General features: G+C 60.4%; 24 protein-coding genes. 13 read left to right on the forward strand and 11 right to left on the reverse strand.

All coding sequences use genetic code 11. The features are described from left to right. Positions 1-43: 43 nt before the first annotated feature. Positions 44-748 (forward strand): TetR/AcrR family transcriptional regulator, encoded by a 705-nt coding sequence (locus ACOH1Z_RS11420; protein ID WP_449648614.1) that lies wholly within the window; start codon positions 44-46, stop codon positions 746-748. Here the strand turns inward: ACOH1Z_RS11420 and ACOH1Z_RS11425 are convergent. Together ACOH1Z_RS11425 and ACOH1Z_RS11430 are read right to left on the reverse strand one after the other, a co-directional pair. Next, the gene (locus tag ACOH1Z_RS11425; RefSeq protein WP_449648615.1) at positions 745-1,917 is read right to left on the reverse strand and encodes a MalY/PatB family protein; all 1,173 of its coding nucleotides are present in this window, start codon (positions 1,915-1,917) and stop codon (positions 745-747) included. The two genes, ACOH1Z_RS11420 and ACOH1Z_RS11425, sit on opposite strands and share 4 nt — an antisense overlap. 58 nt (positions 1,918-1,975) lie before the next feature. Further along, positions 1,976-2,842 carry a PHP domain-containing protein gene (locus tag ACOH1Z_RS11430; RefSeq protein WP_449648616.1) on the reverse strand — a complete coding sequence of 289 codons (867 nt, stop codon included), beginning with the start codon at positions 2,840-2,842 and terminating at the stop codon, positions 1,976-1,978. 33 nt (positions 2,843-2,875) lie between these two features. Here ACOH1Z_RS11430 and ACOH1Z_RS11435 point away from each other — a divergent pair, with 33 nt between their 5' ends. Both ACOH1Z_RS11435 and ACOH1Z_RS11440 read left to right on the forward strand, forming a co-directional pair. After that, complete coding sequence (locus ACOH1Z_RS11435) at positions 2,876-3,889, forward strand: endonuclease/exonuclease/phosphatase family protein (RefSeq protein ID WP_449648617.1); 1,014 nt, start codon at positions 2,876-2,878, stop codon at positions 3,887-3,889. Between the two features lie 42 nt (positions 3,890-3,931). Beyond that, complete coding sequence (locus ACOH1Z_RS11440; RefSeq protein WP_449648618.1) at positions 3,932-5,410, forward strand: aminopeptidase P family protein; 1,479 nt, start codon at positions 3,932-3,934, stop codon at positions 5,408-5,410. Positions 5,411-5,472: 62 nt separating this feature from the next. On the opposite strand, the gene ACOH1Z_RS11445 is transcribed toward ACOH1Z_RS11440, so the two are convergent. After that, entirely contained in the window at positions 5,473-6,051 is a 579-nt protein-coding gene (locus ACOH1Z_RS11445) for a YflT domain-containing protein (RefSeq protein ID WP_449648619.1), read from the reverse strand. A gap of 36 nt (positions 6,052-6,087) precedes the next feature. On the opposite strand from ACOH1Z_RS11445, the gene ACOH1Z_RS11450 reads away from it, so the two are divergent. From ACOH1Z_RS11450 to ACOH1Z_RS11470, 5 genes are all read left to right on the forward strand, one after another. Beyond that, the gene (locus tag ACOH1Z_RS11450; protein ID WP_449648620.1) at positions 6,088-7,419 is read left to right on the forward strand and encodes a magnesium transporter MgtE N-terminal domain-containing protein; all 1,332 of its coding nucleotides are present in this window, start codon (positions 6,088-6,090) and stop codon (positions 7,417-7,419) included. Beyond that, positions 7,406-7,942, forward strand: a complete 537-nt coding sequence (locus ACOH1Z_RS11455) for a DUF1003 domain-containing protein (RefSeq protein WP_449648621.1) — start codon at positions 7,406-7,408, stop codon at positions 7,940-7,942. The genes ACOH1Z_RS11450 and ACOH1Z_RS11455 overlap by 14 nt, the downstream gene beginning before the upstream one ends. Continuing rightward, positions 7,939-9,102 carry a P-loop NTPase gene (locus ACOH1Z_RS11460; protein ID WP_449648622.1) on the forward strand — a complete coding sequence of 388 codons (1,164 nt, stop codon included), beginning with the start codon at positions 7,939-7,941 and terminating at the stop codon, positions 9,100-9,102. Before ACOH1Z_RS11455 ends, ACOH1Z_RS11460 begins: the two co-directional genes overlap by 4 nt. Positions 9,103-9,196: 94 nt before the next feature. Beyond that, complete coding sequence (locus tag ACOH1Z_RS11465) at positions 9,197-9,679, forward strand: DUF2975 domain-containing protein (RefSeq protein WP_449648623.1); 483 nt, start codon at positions 9,197-9,199, stop codon at positions 9,677-9,679. Continuing rightward, a complete protein-coding gene (locus ACOH1Z_RS11470; RefSeq protein WP_449648624.1) occupies positions 9,679-9,900 on the forward strand; it encodes a helix-turn-helix domain-containing protein in 222 nt (73 codons plus the stop codon). The genes ACOH1Z_RS11465 and ACOH1Z_RS11470 overlap by 1 nt, the downstream gene beginning before the upstream one ends. Positions 9,901-10,001: 101 nt before the next feature. Here ACOH1Z_RS11470 and ACOH1Z_RS11475 read toward each other — a convergent pair whose 3' ends face one another. Continuing rightward, positions 10,002-10,124 (reverse strand): hypothetical protein, encoded by a 123-nt coding sequence (locus ACOH1Z_RS11475; protein ID WP_449648625.1) that lies wholly within the window; start codon positions 10,122-10,124, stop codon positions 10,002-10,004. 71 nt (positions 10,125-10,195) lie between these two features. On the opposite strand from ACOH1Z_RS11475, the gene ACOH1Z_RS11480 reads away from it, so the two are divergent. Further along, complete coding sequence (locus ACOH1Z_RS11480) at positions 10,196-11,140, forward strand: LysR family transcriptional regulator (RefSeq protein ID WP_449648626.1); 945 nt, start codon at positions 10,196-10,198, stop codon at positions 11,138-11,140. A 14-nt stretch (positions 11,141-11,154) separates the two neighbouring features. On the opposite strand, the gene ACOH1Z_RS11485 is transcribed toward ACOH1Z_RS11480, so the two are convergent. Then, on the reverse strand, positions 11,155-12,645 hold the full coding sequence (locus tag ACOH1Z_RS11485; RefSeq protein ID WP_449648627.1) for a pyridoxal phosphate-dependent decarboxylase family protein: 1,491 nt from the start codon (positions 12,643-12,645) through the stop codon (positions 11,155-11,157). After that, complete coding sequence (locus ACOH1Z_RS11490; RefSeq protein ID WP_449648628.1) at positions 12,642-14,030, reverse strand: MFS transporter; 1,389 nt, start codon at positions 14,028-14,030, stop codon at positions 12,642-12,644. The genes ACOH1Z_RS11485 and ACOH1Z_RS11490 overlap by 4 nt, the downstream gene beginning before the upstream one ends. A 60-nt stretch (positions 14,031-14,090) precedes the next feature. Here ACOH1Z_RS11490 and ACOH1Z_RS11495 point away from each other — a divergent pair, with 60 nt between their 5' ends. Further along, positions 14,091-15,653: a succinic semialdehyde dehydrogenase gene (locus ACOH1Z_RS11495; RefSeq protein WP_449648629.1), complete on the forward strand. Its 1,563-nt coding sequence runs from the start codon at positions 14,091-14,093 to the stop codon at positions 15,651-15,653. On the opposite strand, the gene ACOH1Z_RS11500 is transcribed toward ACOH1Z_RS11495, so the two are convergent. After that, the gene (locus ACOH1Z_RS11500; RefSeq protein ID WP_449648630.1) at positions 15,650-16,033 is read right to left on the reverse strand and encodes a sec-independent translocase; all 384 of its coding nucleotides are present in this window, start codon (positions 16,031-16,033) and stop codon (positions 15,650-15,652) included. The two genes, ACOH1Z_RS11495 and ACOH1Z_RS11500, sit on opposite strands and share 4 nt — an antisense overlap. Positions 16,034-16,095: 62 nt before the next feature. Here ACOH1Z_RS11500 and ACOH1Z_RS11505 point away from each other — a divergent pair, with 62 nt between their 5' ends. Both ACOH1Z_RS11505 and uvrA read left to right on the forward strand, forming a co-directional pair. Further along, the gene (locus tag ACOH1Z_RS11505; protein WP_449648631.1) at positions 16,096-16,728 is read left to right on the forward strand and encodes an O-methyltransferase; all 633 of its coding nucleotides are present in this window, start codon (positions 16,096-16,098) and stop codon (positions 16,726-16,728) included. 99 nt (positions 16,729-16,827) lie between these two features. After that, positions 16,828-19,338: an excinuclease ABC subunit UvrA gene (gene uvrA, locus ACOH1Z_RS11510; RefSeq protein ID WP_449648632.1), complete on the forward strand. Its 2,511-nt coding sequence runs from the start codon at positions 16,828-16,830 to the stop codon at positions 19,336-19,338. Between the two features lie 107 nt (positions 19,339-19,445). Here uvrA and ACOH1Z_RS11515 read toward each other — a convergent pair whose 3' ends face one another. From ACOH1Z_RS11515 to dapE, 3 genes are all read right to left on the reverse strand, one after another. Next, the gene (locus tag ACOH1Z_RS11515; protein ID WP_009774258.1) at positions 19,446-19,619 is read right to left on the reverse strand and encodes a DUF3117 domain-containing protein; all 174 of its coding nucleotides are present in this window, start codon (positions 19,617-19,619) and stop codon (positions 19,446-19,448) included. 94 nt (positions 19,620-19,713) lie between these two features. Beyond that, a complete protein-coding gene (locus tag ACOH1Z_RS11520) occupies positions 19,714-20,943 on the reverse strand; it encodes a hypothetical protein (RefSeq protein WP_449648633.1) in 1,230 nt (409 codons plus the stop codon). After that, complete coding sequence (gene dapE / locus ACOH1Z_RS11525) at positions 20,925-22,022, reverse strand: succinyl-diaminopimelate desuccinylase (protein WP_449648634.1); 1,098 nt, start codon at positions 22,020-22,022, stop codon at positions 20,925-20,927. The genes ACOH1Z_RS11520 and dapE overlap by 19 nt, the downstream gene beginning before the upstream one ends. Before the next feature lie 26 nt (positions 22,023-22,048). Between dapE and dapD the strand changes: the two genes are divergently transcribed. Further along, complete coding sequence (dapD, locus tag ACOH1Z_RS11530; RefSeq protein ID WP_449648635.1) at positions 22,049-22,990, forward strand: 2,3,4,5-tetrahydropyridine-2,6-dicarboxylate N-succinyltransferase; 942 nt, start codon at positions 22,049-22,051, stop codon at positions 22,988-22,990. An 81-nt stretch (positions 22,991-23,071) separates the two neighbouring features. On the opposite strand, the gene ACOH1Z_RS11535 is transcribed toward dapD, so the two are convergent. Further along, positions 23,072-24,367, reverse strand: a complete 1,296-nt coding sequence (locus ACOH1Z_RS11535; protein ID WP_449648636.1) for a citrate synthase — start codon at positions 24,365-24,367, stop codon at positions 23,072-23,074. Positions 24,368-24,395 lie beyond the last annotated feature (28 nt).

A 24,395-nucleotide genomic window follows, 5' to 3' on the forward strand; every position in this document is an offset into this window, starting at 1 on the left:
CAGTAAGATAGTCAATACCCCCAAACCGACCAGGAGAATTCGCGTGGCAGACTCGAATCGAGCACGACCAACCAAGAAACGCACGCCCATCACGCGTCAGGCCGTTCTCCTCGCCGCCCTAGAGCTCGCCGACGCTGAAGGCTCCGAGGCCCTCACGATGCGTAAACTCGCGGATCGTCTCGGCGTCGAAGCGATGTCGATCTACTATCACGTGCCCAATAAAGAGGCGATCCTCACGGGCCTCGTCGACCTCGTCTTTGCCGAAATCGCGTTGCCAACCAGTGAGAACGGCTGGCGCGCTGCCATGCATGACCGCGCACTCTCGGCCCGAGACGCTCTCATTCGCCACCGCTGGGCGATCGGCCTCATGGACTCGCGTCGAGATCCTGGGCTCGCCACTCTTCGCCACCACGACGCCGTCATCGGTGTGCTCCGCGCCGGTGGCTTCTCCATCGCCGGCACCGCACACGCCTTCTCCGCTCTCGACAGCTACATTTACGGCTTCGTCATGCAAGAGCTCAGCCTGCCATTCGACACCTCAGAAGAACTCACCGAAGTTGCCGAGGCAATCGTCACCGAGATGCCCGCCGGTGAATTTCCGCACCTGACGGAGATGGCCGTCGGACACGCATTACTCCCCGGCTACAGCTACGCCAACGAATTTGAGATCGGTCTCGACCTCATCCTCAACTCTCTCGAACAGCGACTGCCGCTCCCCGGCTGGGGCGAGGAAGCCACCAGCCGCTAGGCAGTCATTGCCGCAGCAAGCTGCGCGATAATGCGCTCAAGAATCGGGCGAGACGTCGCCAAGTTCACGCGAATGTGGCCAGCGCCGACAGCGCCGTACCCCACACCTCCATTGACTCGGATGCCCGCCTTCTCGGCCAGCATTTCCGCAAGTTCTGACTCATCCGAGTAGGCGCGCAAATCAAGCCACGCCAAATAGGTGCCCTGCATGGGAGCCATGCGGGCCTCAGGCAACAGCTCAGCGAGCGCCGCCCGAGCGTACTCAATGTTGCCCTCAATGTACTCGCGCACCTCGAGCAGCCACGGCTCACCACGAAGGTAGGCGGCCGTGTTGAGCTTCATCCCTGGCGTGCTGGCGCCGTGCGTCGCGAGCCAGCTCAGCGACTCCCATTGTGCGCGGTCGGCGTCGTTGCTGAGGATGATCTGCGCACACTTGAGCCCGGGCAGATTGAAAGCCTTCGACGTACTGGTAGCGGTGATCGCGGCACGCGCACCGGCATCCGACACACTCGCCAGAGGCACGTGCTTGTTGCCGAAGAGGGCGAGGGGCGAGTGAATCTCGTCGCTGAAAATGCGCGCACCGTGGGCGTCAGCAACCGCGGCGAGCGCCACCAGTTCGTCGCGGGAGTACACCTTGCCGGTGGGGTTGCCGGGGTTGGCGAGAATGAGCAGGTTAGCGCCGTCGGCGAAGTGGCTGGCGATGTCGTTGAGGTCGAGAGCAAAGCTGCCATCGTCGCCACGCAGCATGGGCGACTCGATGACCTCGCGGCCGAAGTCCCTCGGCACAGCCAGGAACGGCATGTAGGCGGGAGTCGGCACGATGACCGCGGCTCCTGGCGCACTGAACTTCGTAATGGCAAGTTCGAGCCCCTTGAGCACGTCAGGGAGAGGGTGCACGTCAGCAGCATCGAGCTCCCAGCCGTACTGCTCACGGTGCCACTTGGCTGTTGCCGCGTTCATTTCGAGCGCGACCGACTCGTCGGGGTAGCCGAAGCCGAAACGATCGGCGATAGCCGCCCACTCGTCGAGCACTGCTGGTGCTGTGCCGAAGTCCATCTCAGCAACTCCAGCGCACAGCAGCTCACCTTCGGGCGCGGTCCACTTGTTGCTTCCCCTGCTGCGGAGGATTTCGGGGTTGAGGGCATTCCACTGTTCGGCGTTGCTGGTCATGGCGTCTCCTGCTCAAGGGTGAATTCGGTAAATGACAATGGATACGGCTGGCTCGTCGCTACGAGCCGGCGGCAGCGATGAACGGCTTCGAGCCGGTCGCGCGCGCAATGAGTTTCTCGAGAACGTCAGGTTCAGTGGTGTTCTCGGCTAGTCGGTTGGGCTTTCCCTCACCGTGGTAGTCGCTGGAGCCGGTGATTTCGAGACCAAACTTTTTGACGACCGTGAGCAACCACGCTTTGCCCTCTTCTGAGTTATCGCGGTGGTACACCTCAAGCCCAAACAACCCATTGTCAACGAGATCGCGGATGACCGAGTCATCCATTGACCGGTATTTTCCGTGGGCGGCCGGATGCGCGAGCACGGGCACTCCCCCGGCAGCGACGATCATCTTCACTCCCTCGAGCGGACTCGGGGCGTAATACTTCTCGTAGTAGCCCCCTTGCCAGTGCAGGATGCTCTCAAAGGCGGCGCTGCGGTTGGCGACGTGCCCTTTGCGAACGAGCGCGTCGGCAATATGCGGGCGACCAAGAGTGGTTCCGTCAGATGACTCAGCGAGCACGTCATCCCAGGTCAGGTCATAGTCCCGAGAGATTTTCTCGACGATGCGCTCTGCTCTGCGCAGGCGTCCATCCCGAATGCGTGCTGTTTCGGTGATGATCGTGCGGTCGAGCGGGTCAAAGAGGTAGGCAAGAACGTGCACACTTGCTGGGCCATAGTTGGTACTCAACTCCATGCCCGGTATTACGTTGATTCCCGCCGTCGTGGCCGCGGCGATCGCCTCCTGCCACCCCGCCGTTGAATCGTGGTCAGTGAGCGCGACAGTGCCGAGCCCAGCTCTCTTGGCGGACCGAATCAGCTGGGTGGGGGTTTCGGTGCCGTCAGACACCGCACTGTGAGTGTGCAGGTCGATCGGTGTGTTGCGCATTGTGCAAGCCTATTGCTCTAGGCTCGGGTCGCTATGTTTCCACGCATCCTTTCGGCGGTCTTTATCGTCGCCATCGCCGCCGCCCTCGTCGTCGCGGCCTGGCCCCAGCTGTTTTCCCTCGAACAGACTGCGATTATCGCGCAGGTAGTTTCCCTGCGCGGACTCGCTGCCGCCGTTGCCTTTGTTGCTGTTCTGGGGCTGACATTGATCTCCCTACTGTCAGTTCGACTGCACCGCTTCACTGCATCCCTCGCCGTCGTTGCTCTCGCCTTCAGCGCACTCAGTCTTGTTGTACTTGCGACGCGCGGTTTCGGTAGCCCGGGATTCGAGACCAAAGCCGAAGGCGATGTCACCGTACTTTCATGGAACACTCTCGGCGATGCGCCCGGTGCTGCCACAATCGCCGAACTGGCACTCGCTAACGATGCGGATGTGGTGACCCTTCCGGAAACTACCCGCGAGCTTGGCATCGAAATCGCCCAATTGATGTCAGCGGCCAACCACCCCATGTGGGTTCACACGCTCGCCTATGACGAGATCTCAAAATCCCGCTCAACAACAATTCTGATTAGCGTCGACTTGGGCGAATACGACGTTGACCTTTCTACCCGCACCACGTCGACACTCCCCAGCGTGGTCGCGGTACCGCAGGACGGCGACGGCCCGACGTTAATTGCGGTGCACGCTGTTGCGCCGATCAGCGGCGAAATGGCCAATTGGCGCAGTGACCTCGACTGGCTGGCAGAGCAATGTCGTGCGAGCAATGTCATTCTGGCTGGCGACTTCAACTCAACAATTGACCACTATGCCTCGCTCACCGACGGCGCCGACTTTGCGCTCGGTAGCTGCACAGATGCCGCATCCGTGACCGACAATGCGGCGATTGGCACCTGGCCAACACAACTTCCTGCGCTGCTCGGAGCACCCATCGACCACGTCATGGCTTCGAGCGAGTGGACAGTTATCGGGATGCGCGTCGTCGAATCGAATGACGGCGATGGCAGCGACCATCGGCCCGTTCTCGCCACCCTCTCGTCAACCCGATAGTCCAATAGTGCCTTTTGGGGCACTAGGGGCGACACTAGATGTATGGCAGATTCATCAGTACCCACGCCCCGTGCGACCTCTAACCGCTCGACGACTCCCCAGTCTTCGGGATTCGCTGACTACATCTCTTCTGGATGGGCCGAGCGAGAAGAGATCGATGTCACCCCCCGCGATCAGGCAGCCTTTGCTGCAGACCGACGGGCACGACTTTCCGCACTCCACACCGGCAAGCGACTGATCATTCCGGCCGGTGCCGCGAAGGTTCGCTCCAATGACACCGACTACCCGTTCCGCGCCCACAGCACCTTTGCCCACCTCACCGGATGGGGCTCAGACGCCGTTGCCGGCAGCGTGCTCGTAATGGAGCCGACGGATGCCGGACACACCGCAACCCTGTACTTCCGACCAGCCGCAGGCCGAGACACCAACGAGTTCTATGCCAACCCGGATGTCGGAGAATTCTGGACCGGCCCCCGCCCGTCACTCGGTAACGTCGCTAGCGATCTCGGCATCCAGACCTTGCCTCTGACCGACTTTGAGGCGGTGCTCGACCTTGTCGACTCCTCCACGCTCATTGTGCGCGATGGCGACCGCGACGTCACCGATCACGTTGATGGTCGTCGTCTTTTGACCGCCGATTCTGAAGCGCTCGAGCACGATGGCGATAATGACCTGAGCCGCGATCTGAGCGAACTTCGTCTCGTGAAGGATGCGTTTGAGGTTGAAGAGATGCGCGCCGCGGTCAATGCCACCCAGCAGGGCTTCGACGATGTCATTGCTGATCTTCCCAACATTGTGGAGCACGCTCGTGGTGAGCGTCTCGTCGAGGGAACGTTCAATCGTCGCGCTCGTGCCGAAGGCAACACTGTTGGCTACGACACGATCGCTGCCTCTGGGCCGCACGCGTGCATCCTGCACTGGACCCGCAACGACGGCCCGGTGAAGCCAGGTGACCTCATTCTTATCGATGCCGGTATCGAGCTCGACAGCTACTACACGGCGGATATCACGCGCACACTGCCGATCAGCGGAACCTTCACCGAGATTCAGCGTCGCGTGTATAACGCGGTGCTCGAGGCGGCAGATGCCGCCTTTGCGATCGTTCGCCCCGGAATCAAGTTCCGCGAAATCCATGCCGAAGCAATGCGGGTAATCGCTGAGAAGACCGCAGAGTGGGGCCTGCTGCCCGTTTCTGCTGAAGAATCGATGCTGCCAGACAACCAGTTCCACCGTCGCTACATGGTGCACGGCACCAGTCACCACCTTGGCATCGACGTGCACGACTGCGCAGCTGCCCGACGCGACATGTACCTCGACGGTGTGCTTGAGCCAGGGATGGTCTTCACGATCGAGCCTGGTCTCTACTTCCAGCCTGATGACCTCACCGTTCCCGAGGAGTACCGCGGGATCGGTGTGCGCATCGAAGACGACATCCTCGTGACAGAAGATGGCGCCGAAAATCTTTCGGTCAACATCCCACGCAGTGCGGATGCCGTCGAAGCGTGGATCGCACGCTCCTAGCGCTGACGGCGCGCGTCAGCGAGAGTGTGGCGCGCGCCTAGCTAGTACCGGTCAGGTGCTTGCTAATTGGCTGACTGGTCGGAGTCGTTACTACCGGCGCGTTCTGATGGGCTCGGCACGTGAGGGGCGGCGTGCACGCCGAGTTGCCCACCAGCCGAAGTGCCGAGAATGCCGTGAGCTTTGGCTGCGAGGTCGGGCGAGATGATGATCTCGTAGCGATCAGCAATGAGTTGCGATGTTGCGGCGTAGTCGCGACGTTTGCGCATCATCGCGTAGTTGACGACTCCGAAAATCATTCCGATGCCAGCACCGGTGAGAATGGCGGCGAAGAAGATCCCTACCTGCTGGGGTGTTACCGGCGCCAGAATCGTCGTGATCAGCCCAAAGAAGAGACCAAGCCACGCGCCAGTCGTTGCCCCGGCAAGAGCTGAGCGACCGTAGCTCAATCGGACGGTGACGACCTCGACTGTTGTGAGGTCGCGGCCGACGATGGCGACGCCTTTGATGTCGAATTCGGCCTTGGCGAGGGTGTTGATTACAGATTGCGCGTCGGTATAGCTTTCGTAGCTGCCGAGAACGTTTCCGCGCGGCACGCTCGACCGTTGCCGCGCACGGCGGGAGAATCCACTGAAGTTACTCATCAGTTCATTGTCCCATGCAAGGGTATGGTTTTAGTTGTGAGCAACTCAAGAGTATTCGTCGCCCGATTGGTGGGCTGCTCGGTCTTCGATCCCAACGGAGACCGCGTTGGCAAGGTTCGCGATGTTCTCGTCGTCGAACGCGCTGATGCGAGCCCGCGCGTTGTGGGAATGATTGCCGAAGTCCCCGGCAAACGCCACGTTTTTCTCTCCATTGGCCGCGTTACGAGCATCGGTTCTGGACAAATCATCACGACGGGTCTGCTCAACTTGCGTCGCTTTGAACAGCGCGGTGGCGAGATTCGTGTCATGGCTGAACTGCTCGGTCGTCGAGTTGGCATGCGCGACGGTTCCGGTGAAGCTCAAATTGAAGATGTTGCGATTGAAGAAGTCGACATCGGCGAATGGGAAGTGAGTCAACTCTTCCTCCGTCGCCCCAAAACTACTGGCGCTCCCCTCTTTGCAAAGGGAGCGACTGATTTCGCTTCGTGGGACGAAATAAAGCAAGACACTCATAAGGGCGAAGCGCAGTCAGCAACCCAACTTGTCGCTAGCTTCTCTGATCTGCTTCCAGCCGACCTTGCCAATGCCATGCTCGAGTTGCCTGAGCAACGCATGATGGAAGTTGCCGGCGAACTTTCTGATGATCGTCTCGCCGATGTCCTCGAAGAGATGCCCGAGAAAGAGCAGGTTGATCTGCTCAACAAGCTCGATGATGATCGCGCCGCCGATGTGCTCGATCAGATGCAACCGGATGACGCGGCCGACCTCATCGCCCACCTCACTGACGAGCGCGGCGAAATTCTTCTTGATCTCATGGAGCCAGAAGAGGCCGAAGACGTTCGCTTTCTGCTGAGCTACGACTCCGATACTGCTGGCGGTCTCATGACCACCGAACCGATCATTGTGTCTGCTGACGCGACCGTCGCTGAGGGTCTTGCCCTCATCCGTCGTCATGAGCTGGCGCCAGCTCTTGGTGCTGCTATTTGCGTAACCTTGCCGCCCTATGAACCGCCAACAGGGCGGCTGCTCGGGATGGTCCACTTTCAGCGGATGCTGCGCTACCCACCGAACGAGCGCCTCGGCGCATTGATTGACCAGTCGCTTGAGCCCGTGCGTTCGTCGACGACGGCGGCAGAAGTTTCGCGCATCCTCGCCAGCTATGACCTGGTTTCGGTTCCCGTGGTTGATGACAACCACCGACTACTCGGGGTGGTGACCATTGATGACGTGCTTGATCATCTGCTTCCCGATGATTGGCGAAGTACCACCGACGAGTCTGCAAGTTTCGACGACACTTCTACTCGACCGCTAACCATCGTTCAGCAGAAAGCAATTCGCGCAGGGAGGGCACCACGTGGCACCAGCTAAGCGGTCACTACGATCACAGCGCAATGACTTGCGCCTTGATACTCCCAAGGGTCTTCGCAGCGGTTTTGGAATGTTCCAGAGTCGCGACCGCATGGGTCGCTATTCCGAAGCGTTTGCTCGAGGGATGGGCACGCCGTGGTTCCTTGTCGGCCTCTCCGCCTTCGTGGGCGTCTGGCTGATTTACAACACCAGCGCCCCCATCGGTGCCCAGTTCGACCCCCGGTCGACAAACTTCACACTCTTGACCCTCATCCTGTCGCTGCAAGCGTCGTATGCGGCTCCCATGATTCTGCTCGCCCAGAACCGGCAAGATGACCGTGACCGGGTTCAGATTGAGCAAGACCGCCAGCGGGCTGAACGCAACCTCAATGACACTGAATACCTTGCTCGCGAAGTAGTTGCTTTGCGTCTAGCGATGACCGATCTGGCGAGCAAAGATTTCATTCGAGCCGAGCTTCGCTCTCTGCTGGAAGAGCTCGAGAAAGATCCCGAGGCCGACGACGAAACATCGGCGTCTTCGTGACTCCTCACGACGCTACGGGCTCGGTTGACAGTTCTGCACCAAGCAATCCCCTTGAGACTGCGGTGCTCGCCTCGCTGACGTCGGTGATTGATCCCGAGATTCGTCGGCCGGTGACAGAACTCGACATGATCTCGGGCGTCTCGGTCGATGACGCTGGTGCGGCATCCGTCGGTCTCACTTTGACGATTGTCGGATGCCCGGCCGCGACTTCCATCGAACGTGACGTGCGCGAGGCTACCGAACGTGTGCCCGGCATCACGGCGGTCACTGTTGACGTGTCGATCATGTCGCGAGGCCAACGCGATGCTCTCACCGAAAAACTGCGCAAAGGGCGCCCGAAGACGATGCAGTTTGGGCCTGACTCACTGACGCAGATTGTTGCCGTTACGAGCGGCAAGGGGGGCGTTGGCAAGTCAACGCTCACCGCCAATCTCGCAGTTTCGCTCGCACAAAGCGGACTGAGAGTCGGCGTGATCGACGCTGATGTTTTCGGCTTCTCGATTCCGGGTCTGCTTGGGCTCCAAAGCGCGAAACCTACCCAGGTCGGCGACATGATTCTGCCGCCAGTCGCGTACGACGTGAAGGTCATTTCGATCGGAATGTTTGTTGAAGAGAACACGGCTGTGTCGTGGCGCGGTCCGATGCTGCACCGCACGATTCAGCAGTTCTTGACCGATGTGTTCTTCGGCGACCTCGATATTTTACTGCTCGATCTTCCGCCAGGCACTGGCGACGTGGCGATCTCACTCGGGCAGTTGTTGCCCCACTCCGATGTCGTTGTCGTGACGACGCCGCAGTCTGCGGCCGCCGATGTTGCTGAGCGCAGCGGCCTCGTTGCCCGACAAACCGGTCAACGCGTGATTGGCGTCATCGAAAACATGGCGGGCTTCCCCCAGCCTGACGGCAGCGTGCTCGAACTCTTTGGCTCTGGTGGTGGGGCGAATGCCGCAGCCAAGCTTTCTACGCCAGACGAGCCCGTCACGGTGCTGGCCTCGATCCCGCTCAGTATTGCCCTCCGCGAGAGCGGCGATTCCGGGGTTCCCGTGGTGATCGCGGCTCCCGCGGATCCGGCGGCCCAAGCGATTCGCACCCTCGCCACCACTCTCCGTTCGCTCAAGCGCAGCGTTGCTGGCCGCAAGTTGGGGCTGAGCCCGCGCTAACGGCCACGTTCGCCCTGGCGCATCCGGGTGCCATCCAGCCACTGCTCCAGCATTTTCTATTGACTTTCAATAGATATCCATCGATTATCGATCTATGGAACTTTCTTTGCTACGACCTTCGCTCGGAGCAGCAATAGCCACGTGGATCGCACTTGGTGTGCTCGCGGTCGCGGTAGCGGCGAGTTGCATCGCGCTAATGCCGCTGTCGCGCATAGCCGCGACCGAATACCCGGAATTCGAGGATCTTCGGATTCCGCTGCTCACTCTAGGCCTCGCATTCGGATTCTGCGTCGAGGTGATTCTCGCCTCCACCGCTGTTCTAGTTGGCTTCATTCGGCAAGATCACATCTTCAATCCCGACGCAGCCCGATTGGTAAATCTGCTCATCGTGAGTGTGGTAGTTGCCACCATCACGGCGGGGGCAACCCTCGCTTTCATACCGGGCCCACCGCTACTGGCATTGGCAGTAGTCGCCAGCGTTCTGGTTGGAGTGACACTCTTTTTCGTTTTGCTGGTGCTGAAATCCCTGCTAAAACGAGCTGTGCTGATGAGAACTGAACTCGACGAGGTCGTCTAGTGGCGATCCGCATTCTGATCGACCGCCTGCGTGTCGAGCGCGGCATGTCAGTCGGCGAGTTCGCGGAAGCGGTCGGTATCACTCCAGCGAATGTCGCCGTACTCAAAAACGGGCGAGCTCGTGCTGTGCGATTTTCCACCCTAGATGCGATATGCCGCGTTCTCGAATGTCAGCCTGGAGACATCCTTGTGTGGGACGACGACGAGCACGTGGATCCCTAGCGCCTGCTATATCCGCCAACGCCACGTCACGACTTGGCAGTTAACGCAAAAACACCACAGCATGAGTTGCTGTGGTGTTGCGTAAACCGGCTGGCGGTTGGCTACGGCATGGTGTTGTAGCGACGGGTGGGCACGCGACGGTATCCGTCGGTTGCTACGGCGCGCAGGGTTGCGATGATGCCGAGTGCGGACAGTGCCCCAATGATGATCAGTTCGAAGTTCATGTCTATATTCCATCAAGCTTGATCATTTAGAACAAGATGATCTTTCTTACCTAACCTTGTAGAGTAACTACATGGAAATCAGGCGCCTCGAACTGCTACGTGAGCTCGCTGACCGCGGCAGCATTACGGCGGTCGCTAAAGCCACGATGCGCACGCCGTCGGCTGTTTCGCAGCAGCTAAAAATTCTGGAACGGGAGGCCGGCATCCCCCTCACTGAACGAGTCGGTAGAGGCATCGTTTTGACGTCGGCCGGGCGTGCGCTTGCCCAAACTGCTACGGATGTGGCTACCGCGATCGAAAAAGCTGAAGCTCTCTGGAATGACTTTCGAGAGTCACCTCGAGGCGAAGTCACAATGACAATCTTCCCGACCGGTGGCGAAATGCTGCTGCCCGGGCTCTTCCATTCGATCAATCGCCTCGCCGGCCTCACCCTGCACTGCAATGACCAAGACTCGGTCCTTGAGGATGTCGCGAACCTCACCGCTGACTACGACGTCGTTGTGTCCGATTCTCCGCACGTGCTCCCAGCGTGGACCGAGCGCGGGCTCGCCGTTGTTCCTCTGATGCGTGAGTCTCTGGATGTCGCCCTCCCTGAAGACCACCCCCTCGGTCGGAAGGCCGCGCTCACACCAGCGGACCTGATCGATGAAACCTGGATCGGCGTGCCCTCTGGGCTTCCATTCGATCGAATCCTTCGCCGCATCGAGGCGGCAAACGGTGCTCCGGCAAAAGTTGCCCAACGTCTGACAGATAACAGCATCGTCGAAGCCGTCGTCGCGGCAGGGCACGGGATTGCGATCTTGCCGCGCTTCACCACCCGAGACCGCGAAAATGGCCTCATCACTAGACCCCTCAAGGGAGTCCCGTCGTCGCGCCTCATTTCTGCATTGCTGCGACCTGACCGCGCCGAACGTCCCTCAGTGCGTGCGGTCGTCAAGGCTCTCGTGGATGAGGCGACACGCTTCGAACGCGAGCACACCGTCGAGCCCGATGTCGGCAACGCGCAATCTGGCTAGAGCCAGTCCAGAGCTCAGCTGGTTGGCTCCACCAGTCGCGCCAACAATTCAGTGAGCAACCGCTCAGTGAGAGGTGCAGGCAAAGCGCCGATCAGCGCCAACAGGGGCGCCATGCGCTCCGGGAGTCCATCTTGTGCCCCTGCGAGTCCGATCGTCGCAAGCAGCTGCGCCGCGGCCTCTGACGTGAGCACAGGGGCATCCGGAGCCGCCAACGCGGCGCGTACCTCAGCGGGTAACGCCGCGAGCGCCATCTCGGCAGACACCGCGGGAATCCCTCGAACCTCGTCAGCCGCCGTGCGTAGTGCGGCGCTTAACTCGTCGAGCACGCTTTCCGTCACCGGTGTGATCGTGAGGTGCGTTGTCGCTGGCAGCGTGCTGCCATCGCTTTGTACAAGCGACGGTTGCAGTTGAAGCAAGAAACCATGCATTCTCACTTGATCGGCCCAGTGGTGCGCGTCAACACGGCGATCGGCAGCAACACTCTCATCGGATGCCACAGCGAGCAACGGACCAACCGGGTCGCCAATAACACGCAGTCCATCAATCCCGTCGACAACGTCGCGCAGTGCTCGGGTTGAGCGCGCACACGACTCCGAGAGTTCAGCGAGACCGCTCGTTCCCAGCGCCTGGATGATCGCCCACGCCGCGGCTAACGGACCGGCAGATTTCGATCCCAAAATTGTGGGGTTCACGATGGGGTATCCCGGCCACCGGGTCGTCGCGAAGTACTGGGCGCGCTGGCGGTCTCGCCCGCGCTGCAACAGCACAGACGCTCCCTTGGGGGCGTATCCGAACTTGTGAAGATCTGCGCTGATACTGGTGACACCGGGCACGGTAAAGTTCCACGGCTCAACGCCCTCCCAGAATGGGAGCACCCAGCCTCCGATGCACGCATCGACGTGACACGCGATACCGTGCTCGGCCGCCGCAGCAGCAACCTCAACCACCGGATCCATCGCTGCGTGGGCATAGCTCGGTGCCGACACGACAACGATCGCGACATCGTCACCGAATCGGTCAATCAAATCTTGGGCGGCAACCACACCGTCAAGGCCGACGGGCACGAGATCCAGTTCGAGCCCAAAGTAATGAGCTGCCTTCTGGAACGCCGCATGAACCGTCACGGGCGCCAGCAAGCGTGGCGTACCCGTTCGCGCCGAATCCCCAGCACCGCGCCACACGTCGCGCGCGGTCTTGACCGCCAGAAGACAACTTTCCGTACCTCCCGTTGTTACCGTGCCAACGACATCCTCATCACCGCCAAGCAAGTCACGAGCAAACCCCAGAACTTCACGTTCCATTACCGCGACAGAAGTGAATGTTGTCGGGTCGAGACCGTTTACCGGCTGCACAGCGCGAATCGCGCTCGCGGCAAGCTCGTCGAGCTCGGCTAATCCTGAGTCGTAGACATAGGAGAGCACTCGCCCACCGTGAGTGGGAGCATCCGCGCTTCGCAGTTCTTTGAGACGATTCAGTATGTCGGCGGGTTCGTGGTCGAAATTCACTGGTTCTCCTGATCGCGATTGGCGCTAGCGGTCGCACCAGTTTCGGTGTCGGCCTGATCGATGTCGTGACGGCGCAATGGGTAACGCCGGAAGGTCAGCACAGAAAGTCCGATGATCACCGCGGGCACAACGCTGAAGCTGATGATGATGCCGGCGATCGCCGAGGCAGGTTGAACCACGGTTTGGTTCGCGACCGATTCGAGGTAGCCGGATGCCGCGAGCACAATCGTGAGAACCGTTGCGCCGAGCGCCATGCCGGTGGTTTCGCCAGCGGTCCAGACTCCCCCGAAGGTGCCTGCCGAGGCGATCTTGTGGCGTCGAGAGTCGTGGGAGATCACGTCGGGCAGCATTGACATGGGCAGTGCCTGCATTCCGGCGTAGCCGGCGCCGGCGAGCGCGACGGGGGCGTAGATCCAGGCGCCTGGCCACCACAGTTGCGGCACGATGAGCAGGGCACCAATTCCGTAGCAGGCTGATGCCCACACAAAGGCGCGCTCTTTGCCGATGCGGCGAGAGATAGCAGCCCACACGGGGGCTAGGAGCAGTGCTGGGCCGATGAGCGAGACGAAGAGAATCGCAACCCCGGTGCCGAGCACCCACGTTGCCACATACTGCGCGCCGGCCAGCATGACGCCGGTTGCGAGCCCTTGCAGCAGGAAGGTCAGCAGCAGCGCGCGGAACGGTTGACTGCGTTTGAGGGCGGCAACGCCCGCGCGATAGGTGTCAGCGATCGACACCGTCGGCGCAACGGCGGTGAGTCCGGTGGGGGCGGAGAACGACGAGATGATGAGCGAGATTCCCATGAGCGCGGCCGCAGACACAGCCATGATGAGATAGCCGAGCCGTTCATCCGCAAATGCATCCCGGATTTCTGGTGCACCGGCGCCGAAGAGCAGAATCGCAATCGTCAGCACAACAACACGGGTCGCCAGCAGCCGAGTTCGTCCGTCATAGCTGCTCGTTAGTTCCGCAGGCAAAGCAATGTACGGCACCTGAAACATGCTGAACGCTGTTGCAGCAGCGATGAACGCGACAAGAACCCACAAGCCAGAGGCCAGAGGTCCAATCCCTGCGGGAACCGAAAATGTCAGAACGAAAAGTATCGGAAGAAGAATCGCGCCCGCCAGCATGACTCTGCGCCGGGTGCCCCGATGGGCAAGACTGCGGTCGCTTCTAGCTCCGATCACCGGATCGATAAGTACGTCCCACACCTTGGCAACCGTCACCAAAATTCCGGCGGCGATCGCAGCAATTCCGAGGGTGTCGGTCAGGTAGTACACCAGCACAAGTCCAGGCAGGGCGGCGAAACCCCCTGTACCGAGGGAACCAATGGCGTAGGTAGCGATTGTGCTTCGGGTAAGAGCTCGCGGCGCAGCGGTCGTCATCTTCGTCAGCCTAGCGCTTTGCACAGGCGAAATTGGGCTACTCGGTCGTAGTGTTGAGGCATGTCGCCACACACCGTTGCCGCGCTGCTTGGGGTTCGCCGTCGCGATGCCCTCGTTGCTCAGTTGAGTTGCACAACCGCACACACCGCCACCGTAATCGCGCCGTTTACCGGGCAGCGGCTACACGAGTTGCCACAGAGTTCCGTCGATGATGTTCGGGATGCCGCAGCATCCGCTCGGGTGGCCCAGCTGGCGTGGCACGCCGCCGGTTTTGCCCACCGTCGCCGTGTGCTTTTGCGCGCCCACGACCTCCTCCTTGAGCGACGCGAAGAGTTGCTTGATCTGCTACAAACTGAGACTGGCAAGACTCGTGGCCAAGCCTTCGAGGAAATCTTTCAGGCCGCATCCGTCACTCGCTACTACGCGGTGTCAGCGAAACGTGTGCTCGCCAGCACACGCCGGAGATCAAGCATCCCGTTGGTGCTGAGCACTCGAGTTAGTTACCGCCCCAAGCAACTCGTCGGCATCATCACGCCGTGGAATTACCCGATCGCTCTCGGGGCTATGGATGTTGTTCCCGCGCTCGCCGCCGGAAGCGCCGTCATCCAGAAGATCGACAACCAGGGCGCCCTCGCGATGCTTGCTACTCGGGAGGCCTACATCGACGCGGGAGTGCCAGCGGAATTGTGGCCCATAGCCGCTGGCCCCGGCAACGAAGTGGGCAACGCGGTAGTCGACGCGTGTGATTACGTATGCTTCACCGGGTCAACACCGACGGGAACGAGCGTCGGCGCGAGAGCTGCAGGCCGACTCATCGGGGCTTCGCTCGAACTCGGTGGCAAGAACCCCCTACTCGTGCTCGCGGATGCCGATCCAGCTACAGCAGCAGCGGACGCGGTCTATGCGTGCTTCGCCTCGATGGGCCAACTGTGTGTCTCCATCGAACGCATCTATGTGCACGAGTCGATCGCCGAAGAGTTCACCCGCGAGCTTGCTACCCGAGTGACGTACCTCAACCAGACTGCGGCACTCGACTACAGCGGTGACGTCGGATCCCTCACCTCGGCAGCCCAGCTTGAGCGCGTTCAGAAACACGTTGACGATGCGTTAGCAAAGGGCGCCGTCGTGCATGCGGGAGGGTATGCGCGACCCGAGATCGGACCATACTTTTTCGCTCCAACGGTGCTCGGCAACGTCACTCCGGAGATGGAATGCTACGCAAACGAAACGTTCGGGCCCGTCGTAGCAATCGCCGCGGTTGCGAGCGATACGGAAGCTATTGACCGAGCCAACGATTCCGAATTTGGCCTGAACGCCGCTATCTTCAGTGGCTCGGTCACCCATGCCAGACGGCTAGCTGACCGCCTCGATGCGGGAAGCGTGAATATCAACGAAGGCTATCGAGGCAGCTTTTCTAGCGTTGATGCACCCATGGGTGGCATGAAGAGCTCAGGGCTTGGTCGCCGCAATGGGCCAGAAGGCATCTTGCGGTTCGTGCAATCGCGCACAGTTTCGCAATCGAACGGGATTCTGCAATTGCCGCGTACTGGCGCAGAATTCGCGGCGCTGGCTGGCATCATGATCACGCTGCTGAGCGCGCTGAAGCTCTTGCGACGACGCTAGGTGGCTTCGTTGTCGAACGGCGCTTTCTCCCCGGAAGGGAGTTCGCTCTTGCTCTTGGCGAGAGCAGCCTGACGTTCTGCATAGGCCGCTGACCGCGGGGGCCGCACCGTCACCGGCGGAGTGTCATCGTCGAGAAGCGCGTCACGGATGATGCGGCGCGGGTCATACTGGCGCGGATCAAGTTGCTTCCAGTCGATCTCGTCGAAGTCGGGGCCCATCTCTTCGCGCATGCGATCTTTCGCACCATTGGCCATGTCTCGCAGCGAGCGGACGAGGCGAGCAAGCTGAGACGCGTAGTACGGCAAGCGTTCTGGCCCAAGCAAAAAGACAGCGATAAGCCCAATGATGAGCAGCTTGTCGAAACTGAGACCGAAGGACACCCGTTTAGCTTACCGGCGGCAACGCTCGCTGCGTCTACAGTTGAGGCAGCGATAGGAGCAATGTGTCAGACAAGCAGTTGAGCTGGAAGTACGCCGAGGAGTTCGTTGTCGAACGCCCAGAGATCGCTGCGGCGCGCGTACATTCCAGTGAACTCGGCATTGAAGCTGTTTCGCCAGCAGTGGGAGCGCAATTAGCGATACTCGCTGCCGCAACCAGCGCCAAGAGCATCATCGAAGTTGGCACCGGCGTTGGCATCAGTGGACTGTGGATGCTCGCCGGTAGCCCAACAGCGCTACTCACAACCATCGACTCTGAACTTGATCACCAGCAGGTAGCGCGCGCCGTCTTCGCGGAGGCCAATATTCCCGCGAATCGGGTTCGCCAGATTGGCGGAAAGGCCTCTGAAGTACTGCCGCGCATGAACGAGTCAAGTTATGACCTCGTCTTCATCGATGCGGACCCTCAATCAGTCATCGAGTATGTCGAACACGGACTTCGACTCGTCAGACCGGGCGGCGTCGTTGCTGTCGCTCATGCTCTGTGGCGTGACCGGGTCGCTGACCCTGCTCAACGTGATGCCAACGTGTCGAACTTCCGGTCGCTGCTTAAAGAGATCTCTCAGTCTGAGGCGGTAATCAGTTCACTCATTCCCGTCGGTGACGGTCTGCTGCAGCTCACCAAGCTGAGCGACTAACAACGCACTACCTCGCTTCGAAGTCGGCACGCGGCGCTGTGCCGTTAGCCCTATACCGCGGTTAGCTCACTCTCAGCCCGGGTACGTAGTGTTGAGACAATGACACTGAACGATGTGGATGGCTGGGTACAGGTGCGGGGTGCTCGTGAGCACAATCTCCGCAACATCGACGTCGACATCCCTCGAGACTCATTAGTGGTTTTCACCGGAGTCTCTGGCTCAGGAAAGTCTTCGCTCGCCTTTGGCACTCTCTACGCGGAAGCCCAAAGACGCTACTTTGAATCGGTAGCGCCTTATGCTCGCCGCTTACTCAATCAAGTGGGCGCTCCCGACGTGGGTGAGATTTCGGGATTACCACCGGCTGTGGCACTCCAGCAACGCCGCGGTGCCCCAAGTTCACGATCAAGCGTTGGCACCATCACGACTCTGTCGAATTTGCTGCGCATGTTGTATTCCCGCGCTGGCAACTATCCCGCGGGCATCGACCATCTTTCGGCCGAAGCATTCTCCCCAAACACTGTCGCCGGCGCGTGCCCTCGCTGCCACGGTCTCGGCGTTGTGCATGACGTCACGGAAGAGCTTCTCGTTCCCGATACGTCCCTCAGCATCCGCAATGGTGCCATTGCGGCGTGGCCAGGGGCGTGGCAGGGCGCGAACCTGCGCAGCATCGTTACCGGTCTCGGAATCGATATCGAGAAGCCGTGGCGGTCACTGACTCGCGCAGATCGGGACTGGTTGCTGTACACAGAAGAACAACCATCCGTGCTGGTGAAGCCCGAGCGAGACCGGGTTGACTTCGGCTACTACGGCAAATTCTGGAGTGCACGCAAGCACATCATGAACGTGCTGGCACAGTCACAGAGCCAGCGGATGCGCGACCGCGCGTTGCGCTTCGTGCAGAGCATGGGCTGCCCCGACTGCGCCGGTAGTGGGCTCCAGCCAAACGCGCGGGCAGTCACGTTCGCTGGCCTCAGCATCGCCGAGATGAATGCCGTGCCGTTGGCCGACCTCGCCGTTCAGTTGCGTCAGGGAATCGAAGCATCCGGTGCGCCACAGGCGACTGACTCGACCGCACCGCACGACCCCAACGAGGTAGCCGCTCGTATTGGTAACGACATCATTGCCCGCGTTGAGGTCCTGCTGGATCTAGGCCTCGGCTATCTCAGTCTCGGACGAAATTCCACCACGCTCTCCCCCGGTGAATCTCAACGACTACGCATTGCGACCCAACTGCGTTCCGGCCTCTTCGGCGTAATCTACGTTCTCGATGAACCCTCCGCGGGATTGCACCCTGCCGATGCGCAACCGCTACTCGATGTACTCGACCGGTTGAAGGCATCCGGCAACTCGCTCTTCGTAGTCGAACACGATCTCGACGTCATCCGTCGCGCCGATTGGGTGATCGACATCGGTCCCCGAGCGGGCGAAGGCGGCGGAGAACTCGTGTACTCGGGGCCCGTCGCTGGGCTGCAGGACGTTGACGAGTCCATAACGGGCCACTATCTCTTTCCGCGGGCCGAAGCTCCCGCTCATACAATCCGTGAGGCTCATTCGTGGTTGCGCCTGCGGGGCGCCTCGCTCCACAACCTTCGGGATGTCTCGGTGGACATTCCGCTCGGCGTCATGACCACGGTGACCGGCGTTTCAGGGTCAGGCAAGTCGACTCTCGTCACTCAGGTGCTCGCGAGCGTCGTGCGCAACTATCTCGGTACGGCACCGGATGATGCAGACGACGCACAGCTGCAGGTGGAAGTGGATGCCGCCACTGGCGTCGAAGCGTTCAGTCGCCTCGTGCTTGTTGACCAGCGCCCCATCGGGCGAACACCGCGATCGAATCTCGCCACCTACACCGGAATGTTCGATGTCGTGCGCAAACTCTTCGCAGCAACGGATGCGGCGAAAGCACGCGGATTTAGCGCAAGCCGTTTCTCGTTTAACGTTGTTGGCGGCCGCTGCGAGACCTGCCAGGGCGAAGGATTCGTCTCGGTCGAGTTGCTCTTTCTGCCCGGTACTTACGCGCCGTGCCAAACCTGCCACGGTGCGCGCTACAACGCGGAAACGCTTGAGGTCGAATATCACGGAGAGTCGATTGCGTCAGTGTTGAAGATGACCGTCGACACAGCAGCAGAATTCTTCGCCGACGTGCCATCGGCCTCCCGCAGTCTCGAGACGCTTCGGGATGTCGGGCTTGGCTATCTTCGACTCGGACAGCCAGCCACGGAGCTCAGCGGTGGCGAGGCGCAACGCATCAAGTTGGCGACCGAACTGCAGCGCGCTCATCGCGGACACGCGCTTTTCTTGCTCGACGAGCCAACCTCTGGCCTCCACCCCGCGGATGTGCGGCTACTGCTCGAACAATTGCAGCGTCTTGTAGACGCCGGAAACACTGTGGTGCTCGTAGAACACGATCAAGCCGCCATCACAGCAAGTGACTGGGTCATCGATTTGGGGCCCCGCGGTGGCGATGCAGGCGGCCAGATTGTGGCGGAGGGTACGCCAAACGACATTGCGCAGGGCACCGGAGCGACCGCGGTGCACCTGGCGGCCTGGATCGCTCAGCAGCAGGCGGCAACGAGCGCACCTCAGCAATCAGCGACTGCACGCCCGTAGAACCACGAAAGCGCCAACCGGAACCCGGCTGGCGCTTTCGTTGAAACTAAATGCTCGGGAAAGATTGCGGAAGATTCCGCACAATCACTGGCACTGAGTGGAGCTACCTAGACGGAAGCTACAACACCCGCAAGTGCGTCGTGCAGTTCTTTAGCTTCGTCATCGTTCACAGAAACAACGAGACGACCGCCGCCTTCGAGAGGTACTCGAACAATAATGAGTCGACCCTCTTTGACAGCCTCCATCGGCCCGTCACCGGTCCTCGGCTTCATGGCTGCCATAGCTAGTCCCCTTTCATCGGTACTTAGTTCTATTATCCCGCATAGATCGCCGATACTGAAACTCTGTCGGCTCATCTCTGGAGAACTCGTCACTTTATGGTGGAGTCCAGTCGTAGTTGTCGACCCACCACGCGATATGGATCCACGCCCACTGGCCAGCAATACAGGCGAGTAACAAGAGGATTCGGTAGGTGGGTGACCGTGGCTGCGCGAGCACTCCCGCCAACGGGAACATCGGCATCAGCAGACGGAACGTGCTCGATTGGGGAAAGAACACCGCCAAGAGATAGAGCGCATAGCTCGCCAGCCACAAACGTAGATCAACGCCTAAGCGGCGTGCCGGCCGAGTAAGCAAGAGCCCGAAGAAACCGACAACAGCCGCAACCAACAGTGCCGAAAGTAGCCACTGCGGGATGTTCCACCACAGCTGCCAGAAGCCAGCGGCCTGGAACCAGGCGGTAAACGGCACAAGTTCGACCTGACCGATATAGGGAGCGCGCCACGCCAATTCAGTATCGGTGTAGGCGGTTATGGACCCGGTCATCGCAGCCGCAATGAGCAACCACGCAAACCCCATCACCACGCTGAACACGGTTGCCGAGATCGCAGCAATTGCCTCGTTCCGCGGGAAACCATCGCGGTCGCGAACCCACCACCGATAAACAACATGCAGCCCAAGGGCGAGCGCGAACGCAAGCCCGCTTGGTCTCGTCAGCGACATGACGGCAATGACCGGCAGCAGCATCCAGTACTGGCGTTTCATGAGCCAGTACAGCGCAAGCATGAGCAAAAACAGTGACATCGACTCGGCGTATGACACTTGCAGAATGGGCGACAGCGGAGCGAAACAAAAAACTGCCACAGCGAACAGCGCCGAATTCGAGGGAAGCACGCGGCTCATCAGCCGGTAAAACAACAATGAAGAACCGAGCGCGAAGCCAACCGAGACAATCACCCCGGCGTAGGCGAAGTCGAGGGTCGTCACCATCATGACAAAACGCACTACGGCGGGATAACCGGGCATGAACGCCCACGCATTCTCAGCGACGTGCCCGGCTTCATTCATCGGCAGCTCCGTCGGATAGCCCGTGAGCGCAATGATGTAATACCAGTGCCCGTCCCAGATCTTCGCGAACGAAAAATAGTCTGGCTTGGGCCCCGTCCACGCGTTGGCGCCCTGTACGGATGCGTACGCCAACAGCAGCGACGTCGTCACCATTCGCGAGGCAACAAAAATTGCGATGACCGCAATCCACCATCGCTCAGGAGCGAGTACCGCAGTCGTCGCGCGGCGCACCACGGAGGCTAGCGAGCCGTCAGCCACGCTCTCAACCCTTGCTCGCAGGCCACAATCTCCCGCGTCGCCACGCGCTCATCGTCAGCGTGAGCACGCAGAGGGTTTCCCGGTCCGTAGTTCACGGCTGGCACGCCGAGTTCAGCGAAGCGCGCTACATCGGTCCAGCCATATTTCGGTGCCGGCGTTCCACCAACGGCGGCGAGAAAGTTTCGCGCGAGCGGAGCATCGAGTCCAGGGCGAGCACCACCAGCAAGGTCAGTGACAACGAAATCGAAGCCAGCAAAGACGTGGCGCAAGTGCTCGATTGCCTGATCGATGCTGCGGTCGGGCGCGAACCGGAAATTGACGGTGACTGTCGCGGCATCCGGAATCACATTGCCAGCAACGCCACCAGTGATGCCGACGGCGTTGAGGCCCTCGCGGTAAACCAGCCCATCAACTTCGTGCTGCTCTGGCTCGTAGGCCGCCAAGATCGCCAGAATGGGCGCTGCTGCGTGGATTGCGTTCTCGCCCATCCACGCGCGCGCTGAGTGTGCGCGAAGGCCAGTCAACGCGATGTCGATGCGTGCGGTTCCATTGCAGCCACCTTCCACCGTGGCGTTCGAAGGTTCACCGATAATGGCGAAGTCGCCGGCCATCAAATCCGGACGATTGCGGGCGATACGACCGAGCCCGTTGAGCTCAGCGGCAACCTCCTCGTGGTCATAGAAAATCCATGTAACGTCAACGGCGGGGTCAGTGAGTTCTGCAGCCAACTTGAGGGCAATCGCAACGCCACCCTTCATGTCGACCGTGCCGCGGCCAACCAGATGTTCCTCGCCATCAATCGTCTCAACGGTAGTTGGCAGGTTTGCGTTCACTGGAACAGTGTCGAGATGGCCAGCGATCACTACACGCTGGGCCTTACCGCCGTTCGTTCGAGCAACGACGGCGTCCACATCCCGAATCACCTCAAGGTGGCTGAACGCCCGAAGCGCAGTCTCCACGGCGTCCGCGATGCGCTCTTCATTGCCGGAGACCGACTCAATATCGCAAATTTGGCGGGTCAGTTCGGGGCTCGAGGCACCCAAATCGAGCACGGGAACGGTGGGGTCGGTCACAGGCATGCACCCAGTGTAAGTAACCTTGAGGCATGACTTCGCGCACAGCATGGGGATACGGACTCGCAACAATCGCCGGCGACGGAACAACACTCGATGTGTGGTTCCCCGCTCCGCACTTGGGATCCATCCCAGAGGGCACCGACCCGCACTACGCCCCCGCCAATCTCGAACAGCACTTAGGGGCAGACGATCGCCGCCGCGTTACCACCGAATTCGTGACGATCGAGATCGATTTGGATGCGGCACCGCAGAACACGGCAGACGCCTACCTGCGACTTCACCTACTCAGTCACCTGCTCGTCGAGCCAAACAGCATCAACCTCGACGGACTCTTCGGCGCACTGCCGATCGTTGTCTGGACGAACGCCGGAGCCGTTCATCCCAACGATTACGCGGAATTGCGCGACTCCCTGCAGCGCGCTGGCATTGCAATCACTGGGATCGACAAGTTCCCGCGCCTGCTCGACTACGTCGTACCCGAGCGCGTTCGTATTGCGGACGCCTCGCGAGTGCGCCTCGGCGCCTACCTCTCCCCCGGCACCACCGTCATGCACGAGGGATTCGTTAACTTCAACGCCGGAACGCTCGGTAGCTCGATGGTCGAGGGCCGCATCTCTCAGGGCGTTGTCGTCGGTGACGGTGCCGATATCGGCGGCGGAGCATCCATTATGGGAACTCTCAGCGGTGGGGGCACCGAGCGTGTCTCCATCGGCGAACGCGCACTACTCGGCGCCAATTCGGGAATCGGAATCGCGATCGGCGACGACACCGTCGTCGAAGCAGGGCTCTATGTCACGGCAGGCACCAAGGTCACCATCATTGATGGTTCGGCGACGCCGCGCCGCGTCAAGGCTGTCGAGCTGAGTGGCGTGAACGGCCTCCTCTTCCGCCGCAATTCGCTCACGGGCGGCGTTGAAGTTCTCCCTCGCAGCGGCAGCGGTGTCGTGCTTAATACGGCACTGCACGCCTAGCGTGAAGCCCTAACCCAGCAGTCGCGAAACGGCCGGCTTCCCCAGGGAAGCCGGCCGTTCGTGATTAAGCGGTGTGTGCGACTAGCGCTGGGGCCACGCCCGGGTTTCAGGGCCCGTGTACAACTGCTGCGGGCGACCGATTTTCGTGTTCGGGTCTTCATTCATTTCGCGCCAGTTGGCGATCCAGCCAGGAAGGCGGCCAATCGCGAACAGCACGGTGAACATGCGTGGAGGGAAGCCCATCGCCTTGTAGATGACTCCCGTGTAGAAGTCGACGTTGGGGTAAAGCTTGCGCGAGATGAAGTAGTCGTCCGCGAGAGCAACCTCTTCGAGTTCGCGCGCGATGTCGAGCAGGGGGTCGCTGACGCCAAGATCGGCGAGCACCTCATCCGCACTCTCTTTCACGAGACGCGCACGCGGGTCAAAGCTCTTGTAGACGCGGTGGCCGAAGCCCATCAACCGCACACCTTCTTCTTTGCGCTTGACGCGTTCCACGAACTTCTGAACGCCTTCGCCAGACTGCTGGATCTCGCCAAGCATCTTGAGCACGGCCTCGTTTGCGCCGCCGTGAAGCGGGCCGTAGAGGGCATTGATGCCTGCAGAAATCGACGCAAAGATGTTGGCTTCTGTCGAACCGACGAGCCGCACCGTTGAGGTGGATGCGTTCTGCTCGTGGTCTTCGTGCAAGATAAGAAGGCGGTCGAGCGCCTTGCTCAGCACGGGGTTGACCGTGTAGTCCTCGGCCATGTTGCCGAAGTTGAGCTTCAAGAAGTTGTCGACGAAGCTCAAAGAGTTGTCGGGGTAGAGCAGCGCCTGACCAAGAGACTTCTTGTGAGCGTAGGCGGCGATGACGGGCAGCTTCGCGAGCAAACGGATGGTCGAAAGCTCGACCTGTTCGGGGTCGCGCACGTCATGCGAGTCTTCGTAGTAGGTCGACAAGGCTGACACTGCGCTTGAGAGCACAGACATGGGGTGCGCGCTGTGCGGCAGTGCATCAAAGAAGCGACGGAGGTCCTCATGCAAGAGAGTGTGACGACGAATCTTTTCGTCAAATTCCTCGAGCTGTGACGCAGAAGGAAGCTCACCATAAATGAGCAGCCACGCGACTTCGAGGTACGTGGAGTTCGCGGCAACATCTTCGATCGCATAACCGCGATAACGCAGGATGCCACGATCGCCATCGATGTAGGTGATCTCACTACGAGTCGATGCCGTGTTAACGAAACCTTGATCAAGCGCCGTATAGCCGGTCTGCTTCATGAAGGTCGAGATATCGATGCTGTTGTGACCATCGACTCCACGAATTATCGGGAATTCGGCAGCGCCACCCGGAAAATGGAGGATGGCCTTCTCTGGGTCTTGAGGGGCTTCATTCACCGCTACAGCCTATCGGGCTTGAATGGCC

The organism is Rhodoglobus sp., from assembly GCF_053580035.1.